This is a genomic window from Xanthomonas citri pv. citri (assembly GCF_000961215.1).
GTDB classification, from domain to species: domain Bacteria; phylum Pseudomonadota; class Gammaproteobacteria; order Xanthomonadales; family Xanthomonadaceae; genus Xanthomonas; species Xanthomonas cissicola.
This window is the reverse complement of sequence record NZ_CP008998.1, coordinates 1,817,078-1,841,706: the sequence shown is the minus strand read 5'-3', so window position 1 is coordinate 1,841,706 and position 24,629 is coordinate 1,817,078. Positions and strand designations below refer to the sequence as shown.

General features: G+C 65.2%; 26 protein-coding genes. 13 read left to right on the top strand and 13 right to left on the bottom strand.

Features of this window, described 5'->3' with window-relative positions:
• Nucleotides 1-135 precede the first annotated feature (135 nt).
• The 6 genes from rlmKL to AMD14_RS08580 all read right to left on the bottom strand — a co-directional run bounded on the left by rlmKL (nucleotide 136) and on the right by AMD14_RS08580 (nucleotide 5,797).
• Nucleotides 136-2,271: a bifunctional 23S rRNA (guanine(2069)-N(7))-methyltransferase RlmK/23S rRNA (guanine(2445)-N(2))-methyltransferase RlmL gene (gene rlmKL / locus AMD14_RS08600; protein WP_011051020.1), complete on the bottom strand. Its 2,136-nt coding sequence runs from the start codon at nucleotides 2,269-2,271 to the stop codon at nucleotides 136-138.
• A complete protein-coding gene (locus AMD14_RS23110) occupies nucleotides 2,268-2,459 on the bottom strand; it encodes a hypothetical protein (protein WP_075149988.1) in 192 nt (63 codons plus the stop codon). The genes rlmKL and AMD14_RS23110 overlap by 4 nt, the downstream gene beginning before the upstream one ends.
• A complete protein-coding gene (locus AMD14_RS08595) occupies nucleotides 2,438-4,051 on the bottom strand; it encodes an ABC-F family ATP-binding cassette domain-containing protein (protein ID WP_015463046.1) in 1,614 nt (537 codons plus the stop codon). Before AMD14_RS08595 ends, AMD14_RS23110 begins: the two co-directional genes overlap by 22 nt.
• 183 nt (nucleotides 4,052-4,234) lie before the next feature.
• Entirely contained in the window at nucleotides 4,235-4,741 is a 507-nt protein-coding gene (locus tag AMD14_RS08590; RefSeq protein ID WP_005913825.1) for a GNAT family N-acetyltransferase, read from the bottom strand.
• A gap of 40 nt (nucleotides 4,742-4,781) precedes the next feature.
• Nucleotides 4,782-5,309: an alpha/beta hydrolase gene (locus AMD14_RS08585; protein WP_011051018.1), complete on the bottom strand. Its 528-nt coding sequence runs from the start codon at nucleotides 5,307-5,309 to the stop codon at nucleotides 4,782-4,784.
• Nucleotides 5,306-5,797 (bottom strand): MOSC domain-containing protein, encoded by a 492-nt coding sequence (locus AMD14_RS08580; RefSeq protein ID WP_011051017.1) that lies wholly within the window; start codon nucleotides 5,795-5,797, stop codon nucleotides 5,306-5,308. Before AMD14_RS08580 ends, AMD14_RS08585 begins: the two co-directional genes overlap by 4 nt.
• 23 nt (nucleotides 5,798-5,820) lie before the next feature.
• Here AMD14_RS08580 and AMD14_RS08575 point away from each other — a divergent pair, with 23 nt between their 5' ends.
• On the top strand, nucleotides 5,821-6,396 hold the full coding sequence (locus AMD14_RS08575) for an N-acetylmuramoyl-L-alanine amidase (protein ID WP_004429240.1): 576 nt from the start codon (nucleotides 5,821-5,823) through the stop codon (nucleotides 6,394-6,396).
• 364 nt (nucleotides 6,397-6,760) lie between these two features.
• Here AMD14_RS08575 and AMD14_RS08570 read toward each other — a convergent pair whose 3' ends face one another.
• From AMD14_RS08570 to AMD14_RS08555, 4 genes are all read right to left on the bottom strand, one after another.
• On the bottom strand, nucleotides 6,761-7,714 hold the full coding sequence (locus AMD14_RS08570; protein WP_015463045.1) for a DUF1684 domain-containing protein: 954 nt from the start codon (nucleotides 7,712-7,714) through the stop codon (nucleotides 6,761-6,763).
• 88 nt (nucleotides 7,715-7,802) lie between these two features.
• Nucleotides 7,803-8,675 carry a sulfurtransferase gene (locus AMD14_RS08565; RefSeq protein WP_011051015.1) on the bottom strand — a complete coding sequence of 291 codons (873 nt, stop codon included), beginning with the start codon at nucleotides 8,673-8,675 and terminating at the stop codon, nucleotides 7,803-7,805.
• Nucleotides 8,672-9,493, bottom strand: a complete 822-nt coding sequence (locus AMD14_RS08560; protein ID WP_004429234.1) for a CoA pyrophosphatase — start codon at nucleotides 9,491-9,493, stop codon at nucleotides 8,672-8,674. Before AMD14_RS08560 ends, AMD14_RS08565 begins: the two co-directional genes overlap by 4 nt.
• A gap of 111 nt (nucleotides 9,494-9,604) precedes the next feature.
• Entirely contained in the window at nucleotides 9,605-10,303 is a 699-nt protein-coding gene (locus AMD14_RS08555) for an FKBP-type peptidyl-prolyl cis-trans isomerase (protein WP_004429231.1), read from the bottom strand.
• Between the two features lie 163 nt (nucleotides 10,304-10,466).
• On the opposite strand from AMD14_RS08555, the gene AMD14_RS08550 reads away from it, so the two are divergent.
• Genes AMD14_RS08550 through nth form a run of 3 tightly spaced genes read left to right on the top strand, consistent with a single transcriptional unit; the run spans nucleotide 10,467 to nucleotide 12,344 of the window.
• A complete protein-coding gene (locus tag AMD14_RS08550) occupies nucleotides 10,467-11,249 on the top strand; it encodes an enoyl-CoA hydratase-related protein (protein WP_011051013.1) in 783 nt (260 codons plus the stop codon).
• 7 nt (nucleotides 11,250-11,256) lie between these two features.
• Nucleotides 11,257-11,637: a hypothetical protein gene (locus AMD14_RS08545; protein ID WP_004429217.1), complete on the top strand. Its 381-nt coding sequence runs from the start codon at nucleotides 11,257-11,259 to the stop codon at nucleotides 11,635-11,637.
• The gene (nth, locus tag AMD14_RS08540; protein WP_015472295.1) at nucleotides 11,634-12,344 is read left to right on the top strand and encodes an endonuclease III; all 711 of its coding nucleotides are present in this window, start codon (nucleotides 11,634-11,636) and stop codon (nucleotides 12,342-12,344) included. Before AMD14_RS08545 ends, nth begins: the two co-directional genes overlap by 4 nt.
• Before the next feature lie 199 nt (nucleotides 12,345-12,543).
• Here nth and AMD14_RS08535 read toward each other — a convergent pair whose 3' ends face one another.
• From AMD14_RS08535 to AMD14_RS08525, 3 genes are all read right to left on the bottom strand, one after another.
• Nucleotides 12,544-14,112, bottom strand: a complete 1,569-nt coding sequence (locus tag AMD14_RS08535; protein WP_008572157.1) for a SulP family inorganic anion transporter — start codon at nucleotides 14,110-14,112, stop codon at nucleotides 12,544-12,546.
• A gap of 11 nt (nucleotides 14,113-14,123) precedes the next feature.
• On the bottom strand, nucleotides 14,124-14,804 hold the full coding sequence (locus AMD14_RS08530) for a carbonic anhydrase (protein WP_005913808.1): 681 nt from the start codon (nucleotides 14,802-14,804) through the stop codon (nucleotides 14,124-14,126).
• 115 nt (nucleotides 14,805-14,919) lie between these two features.
• The gene (locus AMD14_RS08525; RefSeq protein WP_015463042.1) at nucleotides 14,920-15,240 is read right to left on the bottom strand and encodes a hypothetical protein; all 321 of its coding nucleotides are present in this window, start codon (nucleotides 15,238-15,240) and stop codon (nucleotides 14,920-14,922) included.
• A 336-nt stretch (nucleotides 15,241-15,576) separates the two neighbouring features.
• On the opposite strand from AMD14_RS08525, the gene AMD14_RS08520 reads away from it, so the two are divergent.
• The 9 genes from AMD14_RS08520 to rnt all read left to right on the top strand — a co-directional run bounded on the left by AMD14_RS08520 (nucleotide 15,577) and on the right by rnt (nucleotide 24,542).
• A complete protein-coding gene (locus AMD14_RS08520; RefSeq protein ID WP_003487161.1) occupies nucleotides 15,577-16,827 on the top strand; it encodes an OprO/OprP family phosphate-selective porin in 1,251 nt (416 codons plus the stop codon).
• Nucleotides 16,828-17,014: 187 nt separating this feature from the next.
• Nucleotides 17,015-18,034, top strand: coding sequence for a phosphate ABC transporter substrate-binding protein PstS (gene pstS / locus AMD14_RS08515; RefSeq protein WP_003487159.1), 1,020 nt, complete (start codon nucleotides 17,015-17,017; stop codon nucleotides 18,032-18,034).
• 350 nt (nucleotides 18,035-18,384) lie between these two features.
• Nucleotides 18,385-19,476 (top strand): phosphate ABC transporter substrate-binding protein PstS, encoded by a 1,092-nt coding sequence (gene pstS, locus AMD14_RS08510; RefSeq protein WP_005913801.1) that lies wholly within the window; start codon nucleotides 18,385-18,387, stop codon nucleotides 19,474-19,476.
• 112 nt (nucleotides 19,477-19,588) lie between these two features.
• Nucleotides 19,589-20,563: a phosphate ABC transporter permease subunit PstC gene (gene pstC, locus AMD14_RS08505; protein WP_003487154.1), complete on the top strand. Its 975-nt coding sequence runs from the start codon at nucleotides 19,589-19,591 to the stop codon at nucleotides 20,561-20,563.
• Nucleotides 20,563-21,432, top strand: a complete 870-nt coding sequence (pstA, locus tag AMD14_RS08500) for a phosphate ABC transporter permease PstA (RefSeq protein WP_005913799.1) — start codon at nucleotides 20,563-20,565, stop codon at nucleotides 21,430-21,432. The genes pstC and pstA overlap by 1 nt, the downstream gene beginning before the upstream one ends.
• Before the next feature lie 22 nt (nucleotides 21,433-21,454).
• Nucleotides 21,455-22,285, top strand: a complete 831-nt coding sequence (gene pstB, locus AMD14_RS08495) for a phosphate ABC transporter ATP-binding protein PstB (RefSeq protein WP_005913798.1) — start codon at nucleotides 21,455-21,457, stop codon at nucleotides 22,283-22,285.
• Nucleotides 22,286-22,413: 128 nt separating this feature from the next.
• Nucleotides 22,414-23,124: a phosphate signaling complex protein PhoU gene (gene phoU / locus AMD14_RS08490; RefSeq protein ID WP_003487149.1), complete on the top strand. Its 711-nt coding sequence runs from the start codon at nucleotides 22,414-22,416 to the stop codon at nucleotides 23,122-23,124.
• Nucleotides 23,125-23,234: 110 nt separating this feature from the next.
• The gene (locus tag AMD14_RS08485; protein WP_015463041.1) at nucleotides 23,235-23,642 is read left to right on the top strand and encodes an RcnB family protein; all 408 of its coding nucleotides are present in this window, start codon (nucleotides 23,235-23,237) and stop codon (nucleotides 23,640-23,642) included.
• A gap of 258 nt (nucleotides 23,643-23,900) precedes the next feature.
• Nucleotides 23,901-24,542, top strand: a complete 642-nt coding sequence (gene rnt, locus AMD14_RS08480; RefSeq protein WP_011051010.1) for a ribonuclease T — start codon at nucleotides 23,901-23,903, stop codon at nucleotides 24,540-24,542.
• Nucleotides 24,543-24,629: the final 87 nt, after the last annotated feature.

Genomic DNA, 24,629 nt, shown 5'->3' with positions numbered 1-24,629 from the left:
CTCCCCCTCATGCACGGCAGCAGTTGCGTCGTCGCAAGCACCGCTCCCGCGCCTGCACGCATGGCATCCTGGCAACTGCGTCTGCTGGCGCCTGCGGGCCATGCCGGCCCGCCATCGGACGCAACCGGCCCGAGCTCAGGCCGTCAACCGCCAGGCGCGATGGATGCGCGCATGCCGCTCGAAGTCCGGGTCGATGGTGCGGGGGCTGATTTCTTCGCACTGCGCGAACTCCGCCACCCCTTCCTCGTCCAGCTTGAAGCGACGGAAGTTATTGGAGAAATACAACACCCCCCCCGGCGCCAACCGTGCCACGGCCGCGCGCAACAGACGCACGTGCTCGCGCTGGATATCGAAATCTTCCGCGCGCGCAGAATTGGAGAAGGTCGGTGGGTCGCAGAAGATCACATCGAAGTGCGCACGCTCGGCTTCCAGCCAGGCCAATGCATCGGCCTGCACCAGTTTGTGCTTGCTCCCGGCCAGCCCGTTCAACGCAAGATTATCGGCGCACCACTGCAGGTACGTTGCAGACAGATCCACGCTGGTGGTGGAGGCCGCACCGGCCACCGCCGCTTCCACGCTGGCCACACCGGTGTAGCAGAACAGGTTGAGGAAACGGCGCCCCCTGCACTGCTGCGCCATGGTGCCGCGCAGCGGGCGATGGTCCAGGAACAGCCCGGTATCCAGATAATCGAACAGGTTCACGCGCAGCAACGCGCCGTGTTCGCGCACGTGGACGATTTCGTTGCGTTGCTCGAAGCGGCCGTACTTGCTGCCGCCCTTGCCGCGTTCGCGCGACTTCAGCGCCACGCGCTCGGCCGGTACCTCGAAGACCTCGCGTGCGGCGGCCAGCAATTCGTTGAGGCGACGACGCACATCGGCCTCGGGAATCGTCGCCGGCGCTGCGTATTCCTGCACATGCAGGAAGATGCGCCGGTCGCCATCGGCCTGCTGGTACACGTCGATGGCGGCGGAATATTCCGGCAGGTCGGCGTCGTAGGCGCGGAAACATTCGATGCCTTCGCGCGCGCGCCACTTCTTGAATTTCTGCAGATTCTTGCGCAGCCGGTTGGCCACCATCTGCGCGCCCTCGCTGAGCGCGGTTGGTGCCGCCAGCGGGGTACGCCGCGGCACTGCAATCGGGTCGCAGACGATCAACGCGCATTCGATCGCACCGTTGAACAGCTGGTATTTCTTGCCCGCGCGCAGGCCGGTGGCATACGCCAGCTCGGCATTGCCGCACAGCAGGCTGGCACGCCACTGCGGCGCGACGCGCTGCAAGGTGTCGCCCAGGCGGCGATACAGCGCCGCATCGGCGGCCAGGCGCTCGTCGTAGGGCGGGTTGCACACCACCACGCCGGTGGCCTGCGGCGGGGTCTGCAATTCACCGACCTCGCGCACGCCGAACCAGATCGCCTCGGCCACGCCGGCCACTTGCGCATTCTCTTTCGCAGCGCGGATGGCGTGCGGGTCCATATCGCTGCCATGGATCACCTGCTTGAGCGCAGCGCGGCCGACCCTATCGCGTTCGCGCGCCTCACCGACCAGCTGCTGCCAGCCGTCGCGGTCGAAACCGCGCCAGCGGCTGGGCACATCGCTGCCGTAGCGCTGCAGACCGGGCGCGACGTCGGCGGCCATCAGCGCGCCTTCGATCAGCAGCGTGCCGCTGCCGCACATCGGGTCGAGTAGACCGCCGCCATCGGCATAGGCGCGCGGCCAGCCGCCGCGCATCAGTACCGCTGCGGCCAGATTTTCCTTCAACGGCGCCTCGTTCTGCGCCATGCGCCAGCCGCGACGATGCAGCGGGCCGCCGCCCAGGTCCACCGAAATGGTGGCGCGGCCCTTGCGCAGCGACAGGTTCAGGCGCAGGTCCGGGTTTTCCACGTCCACCGACGGGCGCTCCAGCCCCTGCCGGCGCATGGTGTCGACCACCGCGTCCTTGATGCGCTGCGCCGCGTAGCGGGCGTGGGTGATGGCGGTCCCGGACACATGCGCGTCCACCGACAGCGTATGCCCCACCGACAGATGCGCGTCCCATGGCAGTTCGGCCACGCCGGCGTACAGCGCGTCTTCGTCCGGGCAATCGAACTCGGTCAGCGGCCACAGCACGCGGCTGGCCAGGCGCGACCACAGCACGGCGCGCTGCGCATCGCGCAGTTCGCCTTCGACGTTGACGCCGGAAATAGTGGCAGTGGCCCTGCTGGCACCGAGCGCAAGCAGCTCGTCGGCAAGCAGGTATTCCAGGCCCTTGGCGCAGGATGCGAAGAATTTCACGTGGGCAGGTATCGATAAAGACGCTGGCCGCGGCGGCGAGCGTGAAAGCAGGACGGCGGGCCGGCTCCCTGGTGGGCAATGCCGCGGCCGCCGTGGACGGGCCGCAAATGGTCGGCCATCGCGACCGGCATTACCAGCCCGGCGCCAGCGTCGCACACTGCACGGTTCACCACGGCGCCAACCGCCACTGCGCCTGCGCGGTGTCCAGGCGCTGCTGCAGGCCCAACCGTTGCAGGAAGGCCGCATCATGCGAGGCGACGATCAGCGCCCCCTGGTGGTCGTACAGCAGCGCCTCGATCGCTTCCACCGAGGCCAGATCCAGGTGGTTGGTGGGCTCGTCCAGCAACAGCAGGTGCGCCGGCTGCGCCCGGTACAGCGCGCAGGCCAGCGCAGCCTTGAGCCGCTGGCCGCCGCTGAGCTGGCCGCAGGGCAGGTCGGCACGCGTCTGGTCCAGCCCCAGCAGCGCCAGGCGCAGCCGCTGCACGTGGGCTGGCGCACCCGGGTTTGCCTCCTGCAGTTGCGCAGCGGCCGAGCGCGCCGGGTCCAGCAGCCCCAGGTCCTGATCCAGATACGCCACCGGCACGTGCACCTGGCAATGCCCTGCGCTTGGCTGCAGGCGCCCAGCCAGCAATTGGAGCAAGGCGGACTTGCCGCTGCCGTTCGGACCAACCAGACCAATCCGCGACCGCCCCTGCAGCAGCAGGTCCACGCGTCGCCCGCCCAGCCGCGCGTCCGCCACTTCCACCTGCCGCAGCGTCGCCAGCCGCCGCGGCGTGTTGGCAGGCAAGGTCGGCGCCAACGCAGCGATCGCCGGATCGACCTCCACCTGCGCTGCAGCCTGCACCACCGCTTCGCTCAGCCGCGCCTGCTCGGCCTGACGTTGCTGTTGCAGTCGGCCTGCGCTGACTTGGCTGCGCTGCTTCTGCCCGCCAAGCAGGATCGCGGCCTGATTGGCCTGCCCCGCAGCACGCGCGCCGCGTGCCTGGCGGTGCTGTTGACGCTGCAGTTGCGCGCGCAACACCTGCTCGCCGCGTGCGCGTGCATGTTTGCGCTGGGCCAGCAGATCGCTGGCGACCCGCTGCCCGCTGGCGCGCTGCTGCGCATAGAATCCGTAATTTCCGCCGTAGCTGCGCAGCCCGTGCGCGGACAAGTCCAGGATGCGCTGCATCGCCTCGAGCACGCCGCGGTCGTGGCTGATCACCAGCAAGCCGCCGCTCCAGGCCAGCAATCGATCCATCAGCCGCTGGCGTTGCGGACCATCCAGGTGATTGCTGGGCTCGTCCAGAATCAGAACATCCGGCTGGCTCACAAACGCACCGGCAAGCGCCACGCGCATCGCTTCGCCGCCGCTCAGTTGCGCGGCCGGTGCATGCGGATCGCGTCCACCCAGGCCTTGCCGTTCCAGTTCGGCAGCAAATTGCGCATGGGCCGTCCAGCGCTCCCCAACGCGTTCGAAATCGGCCGGCGCAGTACTGCCAGCGGCAATGCGGTCCAACGCATCCAGCAGCGGCGCGACACCAGCCAGGTCGGCAATGCGCTGCCCCGTCGCCACGCTCACCCGTTGCGGCAGGTAGTGCACGCTGCCACTGCGCACGCACCGCCCGGCACTGGGGAGCAGCTCACCGGCCAGCAGGCGCGCAAGTACGCTCTTGCCCACGCCATTGCGCCCGACCAGGCCGGTAGCGCGTTGGTCGATATGGATGTTCAGATCGGAAAACAGCGGGCTGCCATCGGGCAGCACATACGCAACGCGTTCCAGCGTCAGCGACGGACAGGGCATACCGGTCTCCATTGCATGCCAGCACACGCGCCGATCCAACCGGACCAGCAGCGGGTAAGGCCGTCATCTCGACGGCGGCATCAATGGCGCATCGAACCAATCCCAAAAAGGTCAAGTGTGCCCAGTCTAACCCGCCGCACCGGCCGCGACACCGGCGCAACAGGCCGGGCGAACGCAGCTCGCTCAACCCAGCCCGAACGCCGGGTGGTAAGACACATCGGCCAGCGGCAGCAGCCGGTCGCCGAATGCCAGGGCTTGCAGTTCCGATGCAGGCACCTCGGGCAACACCAAGCCAGGTTCGACCGCGAAACCCAGGCGCCGGAAAAACGCCGGCTCGCCCAGCGCCAGGCAGCCTGCGGCGCCGCGCTCGCGCAACGTGGCGAGCGCTGCCTGCACCAACCGCGCGCCCAGCCCTTGCCGTTGGTGGCCGGGCCCCACGGCCAGCGGGCCAAGCGCGAACCAGCCGGGCGAATCGTCGGACAGCGCCACCGGCGAGACGGCCAGATGCCCGACCACATAGCCGTCGTGGTCGGCCACCAACGACAACGCCAGTGCGCCGTCCTGACGCAATCCTGCAATCACCTGGTGCTCGTCATGCCGGCTGCGTTCGGCGCGCATGAAGGCCACCATGGTCAGCAGTTCGATGGCGGCGGCGTCGCCTTCGGTGGCTTCGCGGATCAACACGTTCATCGGTGGCACCACGCGCAGCCGTGGCTGGGAACCGTCCGCATCACAGGCTCTGCAACAACTCTGCGAACGCGCGTGCCGACGCGTCGACGTGCGAGGCAAGGCGATGGTCGTCGTCGACCAGCAGCAGGCGCGCATGCCGGGCCTGCGCCCAGGCGATCACGTCGGCAGCCGGAATCAGTTCGTCGCGCCAGGCATGCACGATCGAGATCGGCACCGGTGCGGCGTCCAGCGCCGGCATCGGGCCCATCTTGGTCGGCGGCACCATCAAAAACAGGCCGCGGGTGGGCACCTGCAACGACACCATCCCGGCGATATACGAGCCCAGGCTGGAGCCGACCAGCACCACCGGCCCCCTCTCGGCCGCCGCCCGCGCGATTTCCAGCAGGCGCTGCAGCCGGCCTCGCACGTCGCCCAGCGTACTCACCTCGCGGCGTGCATCCAGGTCGGTGTAATCCGGGCGTTCGTGGGTCCAGCCCAACTGCTCGGCCACGTTGGCCAGCGCGGTGACTTTCAAGGCGTCCGGGCCGCTTTCGAAGCCGTGCGAGAGGATGCAATGGCCGCGACTCATAGCGCCTGCACCGTATCGCCGATGCGCAGCACGCCGCCGCGCAGGACGCGTGCGCACAGCCCACCGTGGCCGCGCATGGCGTTGTAGCCGCCTGCGCCCAGGGCATCTTCCATGCGCGAACACGGGTCGCAAGGGTCGGTGCCTTCCAGTTCAATTTCACCGATCCGGAATCGCCGCCCTTTCAACGCGATCAACGGAATGCCGGACACCACCAGGTTGCGCCGTAGCGTCGCCGGCGCGATGGTCGCGTGTCCTGACAACGCCGCGATCACCGGCAGATGCTCGGCCTGGATCAGGGTCACGCCACGCTTGCCGCTGCCGCCCTTGTAGCGGTCTCCCACAAGGCCAATACCGGTGGTGACCTGCGCCGCGTCCACCTCCAGCATCGCCACGTCGCGCGCCGGACGCACGCCGATCCAGGTGACCTGACCGGTCTGCGGCAGCGTCGCCATCAATTTGCCCAGGGGGCTGTCGGGATTCAAAGCCATCGGGCAATGCTAGCATCCGCTCCATGTCCGATGCCGTCTTGCCGTCGCCGCCAATCACCTACGCGCCGTTATCCTACGAATCGCGGTTGGCCAGGCGCGCGCTCACCCAGATCGACATGGTGGTCATCCATTGCACCGAATTGCCGGACATGGCGATGGCGCGCGAATACGGCGAACGCGTGCTTTATGACAGCGGCACCGGGAACAGCGGGCATTACTACCTCGATCGCAACGGCAGCATCCAGCAATACGTCGCCCTGGAGCGCGTTGCGCATCATGTGCGCGGGCACAACCCGCATACGCTGGGCATCGAACTGGTCAACCGCGGCCGTTATCCACACTGGCTGGATTCGCGGTATCAGGAGATGACCGAACCGTATCCCGAAGCACAGATCGCGGCGCTGATCACCTTGTTGCAATGGCTCCAGCAGCAGTTGCCGTCGGTGCGGCGCATCGCCGGCCATCAGGCCCTGGATACCACCCAGGAAGCGGCCAGCGACGACCCGTCGCGCAAGATTCAACGCAAGCTCGACCCCGGACCGTTGTTTCCGTGGTCACGTATCGAAGCGGCGGTGAGCTGGTCGCACACGCCACGTTAGGAGGCAGTTGTAGAAACCGGACGACGCCTGCATCCGACAGGTGTTTGACGGTCCATCTGGAGCGGCTACAAAAAGACGCTGCCCAACCACCGCACCGGCGTGACGGGCGCGGGATCGGCAGCTACCCGCCAACACTCCGGCTCATGCACGTCTGCCGCCGCCGGTGGGCGCCTCGCTGCGTTACGTCGGTCATGCCCGGTAGCGCCCGACGGCGCCGACATCGACGAGAAGCGGTTCAACATGCGCGCCAATCTTGCCGTCGAAAGGCAGCGTCGCCTGCAGAACACGCACGTGATAGCTCTCGGATGCTTTGATGACCCGAAAAACATCTTCCTTCGCGCACCGTCAACCCGTTGCAGCACGCTCAACGTTCGGTCGCACGGTAGGTCTTCTCGCCGGCATTGACTGCCACGTCCAACCGGTCTTCAGGCGGCGCGATGGGGCAGACCACATGGGGCGTCAGCGCGCATGGCGGATTTTCGGCCAGATTGAAATCGAGGACCACCTGACCATCGCGGGGCAACGCGGCAAACAGATAACGCGCGCCGCCATAACTTTCCTTGCCGCTGGTGCGGTCGGCGAACAGGAAGAACAGGCCCTGGCCATCTTCCTGCAGCAGCGGCCGCAAGCGGTATTGGCGGCCATCGCGCGAGAACACCGCTTCTCCCGGCACCTGCACGGTGAGCGGCGTGCCGATCGACGTCAGCAAGGTCGTCGTGCGCGGCGTTGGATAGGGTTGCCACTGCGCCTGGATGCGCCACTGCGGATCGGTCGGGAAATAGTCCAGCCCGTCGAACTGCGTCAGCGCCGGCGCTGCCGGGTCGCGGAAGCGCCAGCCGTACAAGGCGCCGGTCTGCACCAGATAGAACTGCCGGCCACCCACGTCCAGCCGGTCGCCGCGCTGCCCTGCCCGCTCCGGTTCCAGGCGCACCTCATCGACGCGCTGCCCATCGAGCGCCACCGACGCGGCGGCATCTGCGCGAAAGCGCACCTGCCCTGCAGCATCCAACGTCAGTTGCCCCAGCTGCGCAGGGCCGGCAGGCAGGACGATATCGCTATGCGGGTCGCTGCCCACACGGTACTGGCCGGCGCGCACGCGCCCCGAACCGGTATAGCTCAACCACCCGTCGGGCGCACGCAGCTGCCTCAGCCGCTCCGCACGCGCTTGTTCCAGCGCGACCTGGTACACATCGTGCTGCGCCGCATTTCGATGACCGGCAGCAGGCCTATCGCTGACATCGGCGGACGACTCCGCCGAACAGGCAGCCAACGTCCACACCGCGACGCACAGCGCGCCAACCCGTAACTGCAACCGCATGGCTCACCCAGCACTGCAAGAAACTGCGCTCCGCGCAGCGAACCCGCGTCCCCACAGGTCACCGTTCCTGCCGCCATTGTGCCTGCAATCAGGCGCCGGTCGCGACCGGCCGCGCGGCGTCTTGCAGCCAACCGCTCCAGGAACCGGCGTAGACGCGCGCTCCTGATAACCCGGCCACTTCCAATGCCAGCAACAGATGGCATGCCGTGACACCCGACCCGCACATCACCACCGCCTGCTCGGGCCGGTACGCACCCAGCAACGCGGACAACTCGGCGCGCAGTTCGGCAGCTGGTTTGAAGCGACCATCACGCAGGTTCAGCCCCAACGGACGATTCACCGCACCCGGCACATGCCCGGCCACCGGATCGATCGGCTCGACTTCGCCACGGAAACGCTCGCCTGCCCGCGCGTCCAGCAACCAGCCCGGCGCCTGCTGCAGTCGCTGCACGATCTGCTCGGCATCCACGACCTCGGCGGTATCGAAACTGCCGGGATACGCTGCGCCATCACGCACTGCAGGTGACTCGGTGCTTTCCGCAAACCCGGCAGCACGCCAAGCGGCCAAGCCGCCGTCCAGCACCGCCACCCGGCGATGCCCCATCAGTCGCAACATCCACCACGCGCGCGCAGCCGCCATGCTGCCATCGGCCGCGTCGTAGACAACGACCTGGGTGTGCGGATCGATGCCCCATTCGCCCAGACGTTTGGCGAATGCCGCGCCGTGCGGCAACGGGTGCCGCCCCTGCGCCGGCCGCGAAAGAGCTGCAAGGTCTTGGTCGAGATCGGCGTAGTACGCGCCGGGCAGATGCCCCTGCGCGTACGCCTTGCGCGCTGCGTGCGGGTCTGGCGCGGTCGGTGGGGCGGCACGCGCATCCAGCAGACGCAGCTGCGGATGCTGCAACGCGGCCGCCAGCACGGCGGCATCGACCAACGTGGTCCAGTTCGGATCGGCACTCATGCAACCTGCTCCAGGCGACGACGAAGATTGAGAAGAATGGCGGCGGTAGCGCCCCAGATGCGGTGGGCAGGCCAGTCGTATTCGAGCACGCGCCGCGGGCGCCCGCGGAATTCCAGTTCCACACTGCGTAGATTGTTCGGGTCCATCAGATAGCCCAGCGGCACTTCGAAGACGTCCGCCACTTCATCCGGCTGCGGCACCGCCACGAACCCCGGGGCGATGACCGCCACCACGGGCGTCACTCGAAATCCACTGACGGTCAGAAACGGATCCAGGTATCCGATGGCATGCACCTGCTGCGCACCCAGCGCAATTTCTTCGCAACTCTCGCGCAGCGCTGCAGCGGCGGCGTCGGCATCGGACGGCTCCATCCGTCCGCCAGGGAAGCTGACCTGCCCGGCGTGATGGCGCAAGCTGTCCGTACGCCGCGTCAGCAACACCGTCGTTCCCTGCTCCCGCGGCACCAGCCCGCACAGCACCGCCGCTTCGGCAGACGCGTCGCCGTCGGTCAGGTCGATCAGCTCGGCATGGTTCCAACCCGGCCCGGCCGGCGCGGTGTCCAGCGGATACAGCGCCCGCCTCAACTGCGCGTATTCGGGCAGGCGTGCCGTCAGCGCGCGTGCGGGCAGCACCGTGTGCAGATAGTCCTGGCGTTCGGCGTCGCTCATGCTCATCCAGCGTGCAATTTCATCCAGGCTGCGCAAACAGCCGACGCAGTGCGACTGCGCGTCCAGCGAACATACACCGATACACGGACTGGGCAGAGGGCCGGCAGCGAAATCGGGACCATCATCGGATCCGACGTCATTGCCGCTCATCGCTGGTCCTGCGGCCGCTGCATCGTTGCATCGCTCTCTTCAGACAATCGCCAGACCAAAACGACAACGCCGGCCTGGTGGCCGGCGTTATCGCAGCACCATCGCGTGCAATTACTTGACGCTGACCAGCTTGATCTCGAACTGCACAGCCACGTTCGGCGGGAACGGGGTACGCGGATCGGCGCCGTAGGCCTTTTCCGGCGGCAGGGTCACTTCCCACTTCGAGCCGGCCGGCATTTGCAGCAGCGTGTCGCGCATGGCCTGCATTTCGACCTCGCTGACCTTGATGGCCGGGATCTGCTGCGCCGGACGTGCCTTCTCGCGGTCGCCGAACGGGAATGGACCGGCCACTTCCAGCTGCACGGTGCTGGCCTGGGTCGGCTTGGCGCCCTTGCCGGCTTCGATCACGCGGTACTGCACGCCGCTCGGCAGCGTCTGCACGCCGGCGGTGCTCTTGTTCTTGGCCAGGAACGCGTCGCTCTTGGTCTTGTTGGCCGCAGCGGCCTTGTCGTACTCGGCCTTGGCCTGCTGGGCACGGCCCTGCTCGCGCTTCTGGAACGCTTCAACCGCCGGCTTCAGCTGGTCGGCAGTGATCGCCGGCTGCTTCTTGGCATAGGCGTCCTGCAGCCCCTTTACCACCGAGTTGATGTCGAGCTGCTCGCCGCGGCCGGTGAGCTCGGCAAGATTGTTGCCGTAGTCGTAGCCGAAGTAATAGCTCAACTTGCCCTTCTCGGACGTCGTGTCCTGGGCCAGTGCATTGCCCGTCAGGGCCAGGGCCGCCACGGCGACCGCGATAGAACGCAACTTCATCAAACAATTCTCCAGGGTGGTGGCACAGGACGGGTCTGCCGCCTGAGATGACGCGCTAGGATAACGGCCGCGATACCGAACCGCTACTTATCGCGAAAGCTAGGACCAGCAAGGCTTTCGGAAGTTCCGTATTTACTATTTTTTTACGTTCGCAAGGGTTCACATGTCCAATCACGTCATTCTGATCGCCGATCACGCCAGCGTCCGGACGATTACGGTCAACCGGCCGGACAAACTGAACGCTTTGAACCAGGCGACCATGCAGGCGCTGGATCAGGCGTTCCAAGACGCAGCCGCTGCGGACGATGTACGCGCCGTGATTCTCACCGGCGCCGGCCCCAAGGCCTTCGTGGCGGGTGCGGATATCGCGGAAATGAGTGATCTGTCGGCAATCCAGGGCCGCGCATTCTCGCTGCTGGGCCAGCGGCTGATGCGCCGGATCGAACGCATGCCCAAGCCGGTGATCGCGATGATCAATGGCTTCGCGCTGGGGGGCGGCCTGGAGCTGGCGATGGCGTGCCACCTGCGCATCGCCGCAGCAACAGCGCGCCTGGGGCAACCGGAAATCAATCTCGGCCTGATCCCTGGCTTTGGCGGCACGCAGCGCCTGCTGCGTCTGACCGGCCGCGCCGCAGCGCTGGAACTGTGCCTGCTCGGCCTGCCGATCGACGCAGCCCGCGCACTGCAACTGGGCCTGGTCAATCGCGTGGTCGAAGCGGATGCCTTGCACGAAGAGACGCTGGCGCTCGCGCAACGCCTGGCAAACGCGGCGCCGCTGGCGCTGCGCGGCATTCTCGATGCGGTGATGTTCGGCGGCGAATGCGCCATCGAAGAAGGCCTGCAGCTGGAAGCCGCGCAATTTGCGTTGTTATTCGCCACTGACGATATGCGCGAAGGCACTCGCGCGTTTCTCGACAAACGCCCTGCACAGTTCCGCAATCGTTGATATCGCCATGACGCTCGACCTCATTCCGGAATCGCGTCCATGGCCGCTGCTGTTGTTCGATTGTGTGCAGGCCGACGACCTGGATCGTGCGCTGGCACTCGGCTTGATGGCGTATCTGCCCGACCCGCAGCACGATACGCTGGACGCCGACTGCCCGCAGGTCTGCGCCACGTTGCTAAGCGCGCAGCGCCGTCTACGAGACGCCTGGGCCGCGCGCGAACGCTATCGCGCGCGCTCCGCGCGCCTGCACCGCCGGGCTGCCGAACGCGACGCGCGCAGGGCCCCCGCCCCGGCACCCAGCCAACCGGCAACGCCCGCACTGCCGCCGCTGGCCGCTGCCATCCTGGCGCGCGCAAAGGCGAAAGCCGCTGGCGGAGCGCAGCCATGAACATACCTCAGGCAACGGCGCCGACGCGTCGTGGCGGCAGCATGCGCAAGCCCGAGATACAGGAAATGTTCGAGCGCCTGCGTGAACTCAATCCGCACCCCACCACCGAATTGGAGTACACCACCCCATTCGAGTTATTGATCGCGGTGCTGCTGTCGGCGCAAGCCACCGATGTCGGCGTCAACAAGGCGACCCGCAAGCTATATCCGGTGGCCAATACCCCGCGCGACATTCTCGATCTCGGCGAAGAAGGCCTGAAGCGGTACATCTCCACCATCGGCTTGTTCAACGCCAAGGCCAAGAACGTCATCGCCACCTGCCGCATCCTGCTCGAGCGCTATGGCGGCGACGTGCCGCATGATCGCGCCGCGCTGGAAGCGCTGCCCGGCGTTGGCCGCAAGACCGCAAACGTGGTGCTCAACACCGCCTTCGGCGAGCCCGCCATGGCCGTGGATACGCATATCTTTCGCGTCTCCAACCGCACCGGTCTTGCGCCAGGCAAGGACGTACGCGCGGTCGAAGACAAGTTGGTCAAGGTGATTCCGTCCGAATTCCTGCACGATGCGCATCACTGGCTGATCCTGCACGGACGCTACGTCTGCAAGGCACGCAAACCGGATTGCCCGGGCTGCGTGATCCACGATCTATGCCGCTACCGCGACAAGACGCCGCCGGCCCCTGAGCGGCAAACAAAAACCAGGAGTTGATGCAGCAATGTAGCCGGAGCAACGACGCAACCGCGCGCCCTGATCCACGCGCAGCAACCGCAAAGCCGCAAGCTTTTACGAATCCCGAATCCCCACTCGCGCCAAAAAAAATCGTGACCGGATGATGCGTCGTTCGGCGCCATGCATCATCCGATCACGATGGGGTCACCCGGCGCGAACGCCGGGCGTTTACGACACTTTACGCAGCTTTCGCCTGCTCGACGCGCTGTTCCACCAGCACGCCATCCACCGTGGGCTGACCTTCGACACGTCGATCCAGTTCCTTCCAGTCCACCACCAGTTCGCAGCCGCGCGAGGCCGCATTCCGGCTCCAGTCGCGCAACAACTCGATGCAGGCATGATCGACGTGGTGCAGCTTGGCCACATCCAGATGCAGCGCAGTGTTCGGCGGCACGCTTTCCAGCGTACGTGCCATCGCCGGCACCTTCAGGAAGGTGGCCGAACCCTGCAGGGTCAGATGCATTTCGTCCTTCTTGTCGGCGTGCTCGCGCACCTCCACCTTCAAACGCGAAGAATGCAGTGCCAGACGGAACAGCGACAGACCGAAGCCGATCAGCACGCCGGTCAGCAGGTCGGTAGCCACGATCGCGAAGGTGGTCGCCAGGTAGATCGCAGCCGTTCCGCGGCCGTAGGTCGCCAGTTCCTTGACCTGCCCGATCTTGATCATCTTCACGCCGGTATAGACCAGGATGCCAGCCAGGCACGCCACCGGCGTCATCCGCAACAGCCACGGCAACAGCATGGCGAACACCAGCAGCCAGCTGCCGTGCAGGATGGTCGATGCACGCGTTGCCGCACCGGCCTGCACATTGGCCGCGCTGCGCACGATCACGCCGGTCATCGGCAAAGCACCCAGGAAGCCGCAGAGCATATTGCCCACGCCCTGCGCCGCCAGCTCACGGTCGTATTGCGTCCGTGCGCCCTGATGCATACGGTCCACCGCTGCCGCCGACAGCAGGGTTTCGGCGCTGGCGATGAAGGCGAAGGTCACAGCCGAGACCAGCAAGGTGTGGTTGAACACGCCAAAGATGTCGGAAATGCTGGGGATGCTGATCGCAGAGAACAGATTGGTCGGCACGTCGACCTTGTTGACATTCAAGCCCTGCAACTGCACGGTCGCCGTGACAACCACCACCGCGATCAATGCACCCGGCAGAAACCGCAGACGCTGCGGGCGCAGCTTGTCCCAAGCCAGGATGATGCCGATCGTCGCCAGACCCACGAACAGCGCATTACGGCCGGTCCCCTCGCTGATGGCCTGCCACAACACGCCAGGCAATGCGGCGAAGTTTTCCAGACCGCGTGCCTTGGGCGCGGCATCCATCAACACGTGCGCCTGCGAGGCCACGATCAGGATGCCGATGCCCGACAACATGCCGGCCACCACGGCCGGCGATGTCATCCGGAACCAGACGCCTGCGCGGCACAGACCGGCAATCAGCTGAATCGCACCGGCCACCAAGATCACCGGCCCGAGCGCAACAGCGCCGTGCTCCCGGACCAGTTCGAACACCAACACAGCCAGGCCGGCGGCCGGCCCGCTCACCTGCAGCGGGGAACCCGCCAGAAAGCCGACGACCAAACCACCAACGATGCCGGTGATCAGGCCTGCGGCGGGCGGCATGCCGGATGCGATCGCGATACCCATGCACAGCGGCAGCGCGACAAGGAAGACCACTACGGACGCCAATAAATCACGCCCAAACAGTCCCTGACGGAAATATCCGCCGATACCTGATGTGTTCATGGCAGGCTCCGTCAGGCGAGTTCAGCGCGCACGACTTGCTGCAGTCGCGGGCGTGGAGTGGCTTCGGGGGTGCTTTCGGCCAGCAGTGGCCGGAAGCCACCCTTCTCGGCATCGAAGGCGCGGATCTCCCCGTGGGCGATGTCGTAGATCCAGCCGTGGATGCGCAAGGTGCCTGCCGCCAGGCGCGCTGCCACCACCGGCTGCGTGCGCAGATGGTCCAGCTGCGAGACCACGTTCTCTTCGGTCATGCAGTTCAGCGCATCCGGGCTCTGTGGATCGTGCCCGTGATGCGCGGTGACATGACGCGCCGCATCGGTGTGCTTGAGCCACGCTGCCACGGAGGGCACGTCTTCCAGCGACTCCGGCTTGAGCACGGCCTTCATCGCGCCACAGTCGGTATGCCCGCAGATCACGATGTGCCGCACGCCCAGCACAGCGATGGCGTATTCGATCGCCGCCACCACGCCGCTGACGTGCTGAGAGTAAGGCGGCACCACATTGCCGATATTGCGATAGACGAACAGTTCGCCTGGCTGTGCGGAGAAGATCAGCTCCGGCATGACGCGCGAATCTGCGCAGGTGATGAACAGCGTATGCGGGCTCTGGCCGCCCGCCAACTCCTGAAAGCGCGCACTCTGGCGCGGATAGACTTCCTTACGGAAATGACGAAAACCTTCTAGCAAACTTTCCATGGGAGATTCCTCTAGGCAACGAATAGCAGTCCGCGGCGCACGCCGCGAATTGCAAAGACAAACAAATCAGGTAGGAATCCGGCGCGGAACGCACCGGGTGCAGCGACAGCGGGGATCAGCCAATCAGTGCGTTTGGAGGACGCAGCTGTGGAATCAGGTCGCGTTTTTGATTTGCCGGCGCGTGATGCGCATGCCACGAGGGGGAATACCGCACCAGCATCGGCCATGCCTGGGAGAGCAAGGGGATATCGTCTGCAGGCTGTGTGTCGACTTGGCTCTGTGCATCGCCGTCGTCCTGCGGATCTTCAACTGCATCGCGTTCTTCGCCAGCATCCACCATGACCGCCAAGCCGTCGCCCACGAACGCATCCTGCATGCGCGCGTGCGCGTTGGCTGCCGACCACGCGGAGAGCGCGAGCAGGCAGACCAACAGCAATTGGAGGAATCGAGGAAACATGGCCTCGAAGCTAACAATTCTGACGCCGCGTATGCAAGTGGTGCGCCGCACAAACTGACGCATGTGTTCAGGCTGGCGTGGCTCCAGTTCAGGCCGTCAGCGGCGCAGCTTGCGAATTCAAGGATTTGGGTCGGCGCGCGGCGCTGTCATAAACCATTGCCGTTCAGCTTTTTGACACACGATGACATAGTTTAAACACCCGTAAACTCTTGTCTTTATTGGCAAAAATCACTTATTACGTTTCTGTTGTTTTGTCACATTAACGCAACCTTCACGCCCTAGCCTGCGCCCACTTTCTCAGGTCGCAAGGCATCTATGAAACTCGCTCCCACCCTGCTTGGTTCCGCGCTGCTGCTGGCACTGGCCGCTCCTGCAGCACATGCCGAGATCGCCATCGATGTAATCGGCGGTTCGGAAATCTCGCTGGAAGGCTTGGTCCAGGCCGACGGCAACTGGTTCCACAACGATGTGCAGGACCTCAATGGTCCGATCGGTGCCAATGGCGACAATTCCGAATTCAGCATCCGGCGCGCCGAGCTGGTCCTCAAGGGCAAGGGCCCGGGCAACTTCGAATGGGTCGCCGGCTATGACCCGAGCGTGCTGAAGGAAGTCACCATCCGTGGCACCACCATTCGCAGCACCGGCCGCTTCCTGGATAACAACATCAAGTACAAGTTTGGCGGCAACGCGAACAACTACCTGCAGATCGGCCAGTTCAAGCAGCCCAACAGCCTGGAAGAACTGTCCAGCACCAAGAACAACGACTTCGTGTCGAAGGCGTCGGTGACGAACACCTATGGCATCTCGCGCCGGTTGGGCGTGGCCTATGGCATGGGCGACAACAATTGGAGCGTGACCGCCAGTGCATTCGGCCGCGAGCTGACCCGTAACCAGGCGCACGGCAACGGCTATGGCGCGCGTGGCACCTGGGCGCCAATCAACGAGACTGGCAATGTGCTGCACTTCGGCCTGAGCTACCTGGCCTACGACACCGACGACGACACCTTGCGCCTGCGCGCACGCCCCGACGCGGACCTGACCACGGTTCGCCTGATCGACAGCGGCGCCATCACCAATGTGGACAACGTCGGCGTGGCCGGTGCCGAGGCGATGTGGATCACCGGGCCGTTCAAACTGCAGAGCGAGTACTTCCAGGAAAACGCCAACCGCATCGGTGCCAATGCGCACGACTACAAGAGCGACGGCTGGTACGTGAGCGGCGTCTGGAACCTCACCGGCGAAACCTGGGGCTACAAGGCTGGCGTGCCGACCACCCCGCTACCCAACGAGCCGGCATCGGGCATGTGGCAGCTGGCGGTGCGCTACGACACCCTCGACCTCAACGACGGCCACCTGGTCGCCAACGGCAACACGCCGTTCGTCGATGGCGTGCTGGGCGGCAAGATGAACATCTGGACGGTCGGCGCCAACTGGTACTGGCGCTCCAATTTCAAGTTCGCGCTCGACTACGCCAAGGTCGACAGCACCCGCTACAACAGCAGCACGCGCGGCCTGGTCGACGACAATCCGTCGATCATCGAAGCACGCGCGCAGTTTTACTGGTAAGTGCGTCGCTGCCGCGTGCGCTCGGTCGAGGCACGCGGTGGTAGCCGCCACTTCCTGCCGGCCCGAACATCCGACGGCGCAACGCCGTCATCGGCCTGTCATGTCCCAGACACCGCATGGTCATGCCGTTGCCCTGCAATGGCACCACGGCGGGACGTCCTCATCCCTTCGCTACAGGAGCTGTTCCGTGATCCACTCCTTCAAGACCCGTCTGGCCGTCGGCGTGCTCGCCGCTTCGCTGGCACTGTGCGCCCAGGCTGCCGACGTCACCGGTGCCGGTGCGTCGTTCATCTACCCGGTGATGTCCAAGTGGTCGGCCGACTACAACGCGGCCACCAAGAAGCAGGTCAACTACCAATCGATCGGTTCGGGCGGCGGCATTGCCCAGATCAAGGCGGCCAGCGTGGACTTCGGCTCTTCCGATGCCCCGCTCAAGCCGGAAGAACTGGCCGCTGCCGGCCTGGCGCAGTTTCCCTCGGTGATCGGCGGCGTGGTACCGGTGGTCAACGTGCCGGGCATTGCCGCCGGTACGCTCAAGTTGGACGGCAAGACTCTGGGCGACATCTTCCTGGGCAAGGTCAGCACCTGGAACGACCCGGCCATCGCCGCGCTCAACCCGGGCGTGAAACTGCCGGAAGGCAAGATCACCGTGGTGCACCGCTCCGACGGCTCGGGCACCAGCTTCAACTTCACCAACTACCTCTCCAAGGTCAACCCGGACTGGAAGGGCAAGGTCGGCGAAGGCACGGCGGTGCAGTGGCCGACCGGCATCGGCGGCAAGGGCAACGAGGGCGTGGCTGCCTACGTGAAGCAGATCAAGGGCGGCATCGGCTATGTCGAGCTGTCGTACGCGCTGCAGAACAAGATGGCCTACACCGCAATGAAGAACGCGGCCGGCAAGTTCGTGCAGCCGTCGGATGAAACCTTCGCCGCCGCTGCCAACAGCGCCGACTGGGGCACGGCCAAGGACTTCTATCTGGTGATGACCAACGCGGCCGGCGATAACGCCTGGCCGATCACGGCGACCAACTTCATCCTGGTGCAGAAAAAGCCGAAGAATCCGGCTGGACTGAAGAACACGCTGGAATTCTTCCGCTGGGTCTACACCAAGGGCGATGCGCAGGCCAAACAGTTGGACTACGTGCCGCTGCCGGACACGCTGGTGACCCAGATCGAGGCGTACTGGGCCAAGAATCTGCCGCACTAAGAGTACGGCGCAGGCCTCTGCTGCAGCGGCCTGGTGGGGCAAGCCATGCTCTAAAACGGCATGGGCCGTTGTCTGGTCCATGCCGGCGAGCCGCCCGCCCACCTGGAACTGGCAATGGGCGCCGTGCACTAGGGCCTGGCAGCAAGCACGAAAACGCGTGAAGGAACGATGCCGTCTCTCTCCCCGGCGTCGGCCCCGGGACGCGGATCCCGGAGGGTGCAACGCCCTCCGTGGTCCGCGTCTTTTTTGTGATGCGTTGGCCAGAAGGCGCTGTCATGCGGGTGTAACAAAAACATCATTTCATAGTGTGGTCTGCCGGAGACACCGGCCAATCCAGCCTCGGAGCTTCCATGAAATTGCAGTCGGCCAGCCTGACCGCCCTGTCCCTCACCATTGCCCTCGCCCTGGCCGCGTGCTCGCCCGGCAAGGACGCGCAGTCCGCAGACGCCGCAAAGGGCGCGCCAGCCGCAGGCGCCGCCGCCAGCGACAGCAAGGGTGCTGAAATTTCCGGCGCCGGTGCTTCCTTCATCTATCCGCTGGTGTCCAAGTGGTCGGCCGACTACAACGCCGCCACCGGCAACAAGGTCAACTATCAATCGATCGGCTCCGGCGGCGGCATTGCGCAGATCAAGGCCGGCACGGTGGATTTCGGTTCGACCGACAAGCCACTGGACAGCGCCGAACTGCAACAGGCTGGCCTGGGGCAGTTCCCGTCCGCCATCGGCGGCGTGGTGCCGGTGGTGAATCTGGAAGGCATCGCGCCGGGCAAGCTGCGCTTGACCGGCGCCCTGCTGGGCGACATCTTCCTGGGCAAGGTCACGATGTGGAACGACGCGGCCATTGTCGCGGCCAACCCGGGCGTGACCCTGCCCGCCACCAAGATCAACCTGGTGCATCGCTCGGATGGTTCGGGCACCACCTTCAACTTCTCCAACTACCTGTCCAAGGTCAGCCCGGAGTGGAAGAGCAAGGTCGGCGAAGGCACCTCGGTGCAGTGGCCGGGTGGCGTGGGCGGCAAGGGCAACGAGGGCGTTGCGTCGTACGTGCAGCAGATCAAGGGCTCGATCGGCTATGTCGAGCTTGCCTACGCTCTGCAGAACAAGATGCCGTACACCTCGCTGCAGAACGCGGCCGGCCAATGGATCGAGCCGAATGCGGAAAGCTTTGCCGCCGCCGCTGCCAGCGCCGACTGGGCCAACGCCCGTGACTTCAATCTGGTGATCACCAATGCGCCGGGCGAGAAGGCATGGCCGATCACCGCGACCAACTTCATGTTGATGCACAAGCAGCCCAAGGACGCCGCGCGCAGCAAGGCGACGCTGGACTTCTTCAAGTGGGCGCTGGAAAACGGCCAGGCCCAGGCCAGCGAATTGCACTACGTGCCGCTGCCGCCGGAGCTGGTGAAGCAGATCGAAGCCTACTGGGGCAGCGAGTTCAAGTAATGCCCTGCACCCGCCCATGCGGCGGGCTGCGCTGCGGCGAGGTACCTGAAGGTGCCTCGCCGTTCCTGCTGTCTCACGCTCCCGCCGTTGCGCGGGTGACGAGTCCAATCGAATGAATGCCACCGCCATTCCCGAAGCGATGACCGCGCCACGCGGCCGCGACCTGCGCGACGCACGCGCCGATCGCCTGTTCAAGCTTGCGCTGGCCGCTACGGTCGTTTTCGTCCTGTTGGCGCTCGGCAGCGCGGCGCTGTCGATGCTGTGGGGCGGACGCCATGCCTTGCAGATGCAGGGCCTGAGTTTCTTCTATTCGGCCGACTGGAATCCGGTCGAAAACAAATACGGTGCGCTGGCACCCATCTACGGCACCCTGGTCACCGCGGTCATCGCGATGCTGATTGCGGTGCCGGTGAGTTTCGGTATCGCGTTCTTTCTGACCGAGGTGGCGCCGCGCTGGCTGCGTGGCCCGGTCGGCACCGCCATCGAACTGCTGGCCGGCATCCCGTCGATCATCTACGGCATGTGGGGCCTGTTCGTGCTGGTGCCGGTGATGACCGAGCACGTCACACCATGGCTCAACGATCATCTCGGCACGCTGCCGCTGATCGGCCCGTTGTTTCAGGGCCCGCCGTTGGGCATCGGCCTGCTGACCGCCGGCTTCGTGCTGGCAATCATGGTGATTCCCTTCATCTCCTCGGTGATGCGCGAAGTGTTTTTGACCGTGCCCACGCGCTTGAAGGAATCTGCATACGCGCTGGGCTCCACCAAGTGGGAAGTGAGCTGGGACATCGTGCTGCCCTACACCCGCTCTGCGGTGATCGGCGGTGTGTTCCTGGGTCTGGGGCGTGCGCTGGGCGAAACCATGGCGGTGGCCTTCGTGGTCGGTAACACGGTGCGCCTGTCGCCGTCGCTGCTGGAGCCCGGCACCACTATCGCGGCGTTGATCGCCAACGATTTCGGCGAGGCCACTGAAACCTATCGGTCGGCATTGCTGCTGCTGGGCTTTGTGTTGTTCATCGTGACCTTCATCGTGCTGGCCATCGCGCGCTTCATGCTCATGCAGCTGTCGCGTCGGGAGGGCAACTGATGTCCGCCGCTTCGGTGTCGCAATCGCTGTACAACCGCCGCCGGGTCACCAACGCCATCGCGTTGCTGCTCTCGTGCGTCACTGCATTGTTTGGTCTGTTCTTCCTGGCCTGGATCCTGTGGACGCTGGTGTCCAAGGGCGTGCCGGGCATCGATCTCAACTTGTTTACCAAGATGACGCCGCCGCCGATGCAGGAAGGCGGCCTGCTCAACGCCTTCTTCGGCAGTGCGGTGATGTGCGGGCTGGCACTGGCGATCGGCACGCCGCTGGGCATCGCTGCAGGCACCTGGCTCGCCGAGTACGGCAACGCGCGCAAGGCCGGCGTGGTGGTGCGCTTCGTCAACGACATCCTGTTGTCGGCGCCCTCAATCGTGCTGGGCCTGTTCGTCTACACCTTGTACGTGATGCAGACCGGCGGACGCTTTTCGGCATTCGCCGGTGCGCTGTCGCTGGCTTTCATCGTGCTGCCGGTGGTGGTGCGCACCACCGACGAAATGCTGCGGTTGGTGCCGGCGCAGATGCGGGAAGCGGCATTGTCGCTGGGCATTCCCCAGTGGAAAGTCACGGTGCAGGTGCTGTACCGCAGCGCCTCGGCAGGCATCGTCACCGGCGTGCTGCTGGCGCTGGCGCGCATCAGCGGCGAAACCGCACCGCTGCTGTTCACCGCATTCGGCAACCAGTACTGGAACAGCAACATCTTCCAGCCGATGGCCAGCGTGCCGGTGATCATGAATCAATTCGCCGGCAGCCCGTACGACACCTGGCAGACGCTGGCCTGGGCCGGCGCGCTGGTGCTGACCGTGTTCGTGTTGCTGGTCAGCCTGGGCGCGCGCGCCCTGCTCTTGCGCAACAAGATCTCCAATGACTGACCTTTCCTTCCGGACACCCGACATGAACGATCTCCAAAACGCCAAGCCGATGCATCGCATCGCTGTCCCGGCCGCCACGGGGGCGCCGACGGCGCAGGCGCCGGTGAAGGTGGCCGCACGCAATCTGGATTTCTATTACGACAAGTACCACGCGCTCAAGAGCATCAACATCGAGATCCCCGAAAAGCGCGTCACTGCGTTGATCGGTCCCTCCGGCTGCGGCAAGTCGACCTTGCTGCGCATCTTCAACCGCATCTACGCGCTGTATCCGAAGATGGAAGCGCGCGGCGAGGTATTGCTGGACAACGAAAACATCCTGTCGCCGAAGTACCCGATGAACCGCCTGCGCAGCAAGGTGGGCATGGTGTTCCAGAAGCCGGTGCCGTTTCCGATGACCATCTTCGAAAACGTGGCCTACGGCATCCGCCACCACGAAAAACTGTCCAAAGCCGACATGCAGAACCGCGTCGAGCAGGCCTTGCGCCAGGGCGCGCTGTGGGACGAGGTCAAGGACAAGCTGGGGCAGAGCGCGCTGGGTCTTTCCGGTGGCCAGCAGCAGCGCCTGTGCATCGCACGTGCGGTAGCGCTGCGCCCGGATGTGTTGTTGCTGGACGAACCGACGTCCGCGCTGGACCCGATTTCCACCAGCCGGATCGAACAGTTGGTGGAAGAGCTCAAGCGCGACTACACCATCGTGATCGTCACCCACAACATGCAGCAGGCCGCGCGCGTGTCCGACTACACCGCCTTCATGTACCTGGGCGATCTGATCGAGCATGACCGCACCGAAACCATTTTTTCGCAGCCGTCCAAGCAACAGACCGAGGACTACATCACCGGCCGCTTCGGTTGATGTAAGGCGCGCCAGCGCAACGCCGCATTGACGCAGTTCCGCCACACCGCCCGGCACGACATTTGCATCATGTGCCATGTCGCCAAGGTTACGGCGGACATCCACCACTGCCACGAATCGAGATCACGATGAACCAGCACCTCAACGACCATATCGTCAAAAGCTACGACGAGGAGCAGCACCGTCTCGTCGCCGAGATCGTGCGCATGGGCGAGACGGCGGTGGCGCAGCTGGAAGCCGCACTGGATGTGGTGGAGCGTCGCGATGACAATGCCGCGCACCGCATCGTGGTCAACGACGAGGCGATCGATGCGCTGGAGCACGCGATCAGCCACGACGTGATGCGACTTGCATTGCGCGGCCCGATGGCGCGCGATCTGCGCGAAATTCTTGCAGGCCTGCGGATTCCGGCCGATATCGAACGTATTGGCGATTACGCGGCCAACGTGGCCAAGCGCTCGATCGCGCTCAATTCCGCACCGCCGCTGCCGCAGACCGTGGGCCTGCGCGCGCTCGGCCAGATGGCGGCCGATGCGGTGCGAGAAGCCGTACAGGCGTATCGCAACAAGGATGCCGATGCGGCGATCCGTGTCCGCGACGAAGATGCGCGCCTGGATGCGCAGTACACCGCGTTGTTCCGCGAGCTGCTCACCTACATGATGGAAGACCCGCGCAATATCACCCCGTGTACGCATCTGCTGTTCATGGCAAAGAATCTGGAACGCATTGGCGACCACGCCACCAACATCGCCGAGAACGTGTGGTTCCTGGTGCATGGCGAGCAACCCTTGCCTCCGCGCGTGAAGCGCGACGACACCAGCAGTACCGGCGTCGTCTAGACCCCGGCAGCGCTGCCGTGAGGCGCCGGAACGCCTTCTCATTACGTATTCAGCTTGAAACTTCTACCGTGCAGGTGCACAGGCATTTCCTGTGACCCAGGAGTCCGCTGATGAAACGCTTCGTTGGATCTTTCATGGCCTTGACGCTGCTGACCTCTGGCGCAGCGTTTGCAGCGCCGCAGCAGCACGACCTCGATCACGACCGTGACCGCAACGCGCAGCATCACGACGACCATGGCCCTGACCGCCATGACGACCATCGCGACGAGAGGCATGACGACAGGCGCGACGATCGCCGCAAGGCGGATCACGGCGATCACCGCAACGACCGGCGCGGCCCGCCGTATCGTCGCGGCGAGCGGCTGGCGCCGGACCATCGTGGCAGCCGCGTTGCCGACTACCACAAGCACCATCTCAAGCCGCCGCCGCGTGGACACGAATGGCGTCGCGTGGATAACACGTACGTGCTGATCGCAGTGGCCACCGGGCTCATCACCAGCGTCGTCGCTGGGCACTAAGCGCTTGCTCACCGTGTCGTCAGTGAGGCCCGGTCCGTGGCAACGCGGATCGGGCTTCTCCTATTTGGTGTGGGGGCGACCGACGCATATGGTCCACAGCCGCCCGGTTCGAAAAAAATGCTCGCCAACACGGGGCGATCGTGCGCGCCAACGGCATGGTGTTAGGTCATGCACCGGGTGATGCGGGCCGCAGCCGCCGCAGGTATGAATCTGCAAGCCTGCAGCCAAGGCAGAGCCCGACGTGCGACCTGCTAGGCTATGCGGATGAACGAACCGGTCGATGCACAGCCTGCCCCCTCCTTTTTGCCGATGTCGCGCCGCTTTCGTGGCTATCTGCCCGTGGTGGTGGACGTAGAAACCGGCGGGTTCGACTGGAACAAGCATGCACTGCTGGAGATCGCTTGCGTGCCGATCGAAATGGGTGCCGACGGACGCTTCTTTCCCGGCGAGACCGCCAGCGCACACCTGGTGCCGGCGCCCGGGCTGGAGATCGACCCGAAGTCGCTGGAAATCACCGGTATCGTGCTCGACCATCCATTCCGATTCGCGAAGCAGGAAAAGGAAGCGCTCGACCATGTGTTCGCGCCGGTGCGCGCAGCAGTGAAGAAATACGGCTGCCAGCGCGCAATCCTGGTCGGCCACAACGCGCATTTCGATCTGAATTTTCTCAACGCGGCCGTGGCGCGCGTGGGCCACAAACGCAACCCGTTTCATCCCTTCAGCGTGTTCGACACGGTGACGTTGGCCGGCGTGGCCTACGGCCAGACCGTGCTGGCACGCGCCGCCCAGGCCGCAGGCCTGGACTGGAATGCAGCCGACGCCCACAGCGCGGTCTACGACACCGAACAGACCGCACGCCTGTTCTGCAAGATCGCCAACGCCTGGCCCGGGCCGGTTTGAGTTGGGGAATCGGGAATCGGGAATCGGGAATCGCAAGAGCTTTGCACAGGTGGCACTCTAAGGTGGCGCGCCAGTAGCGCATCTACC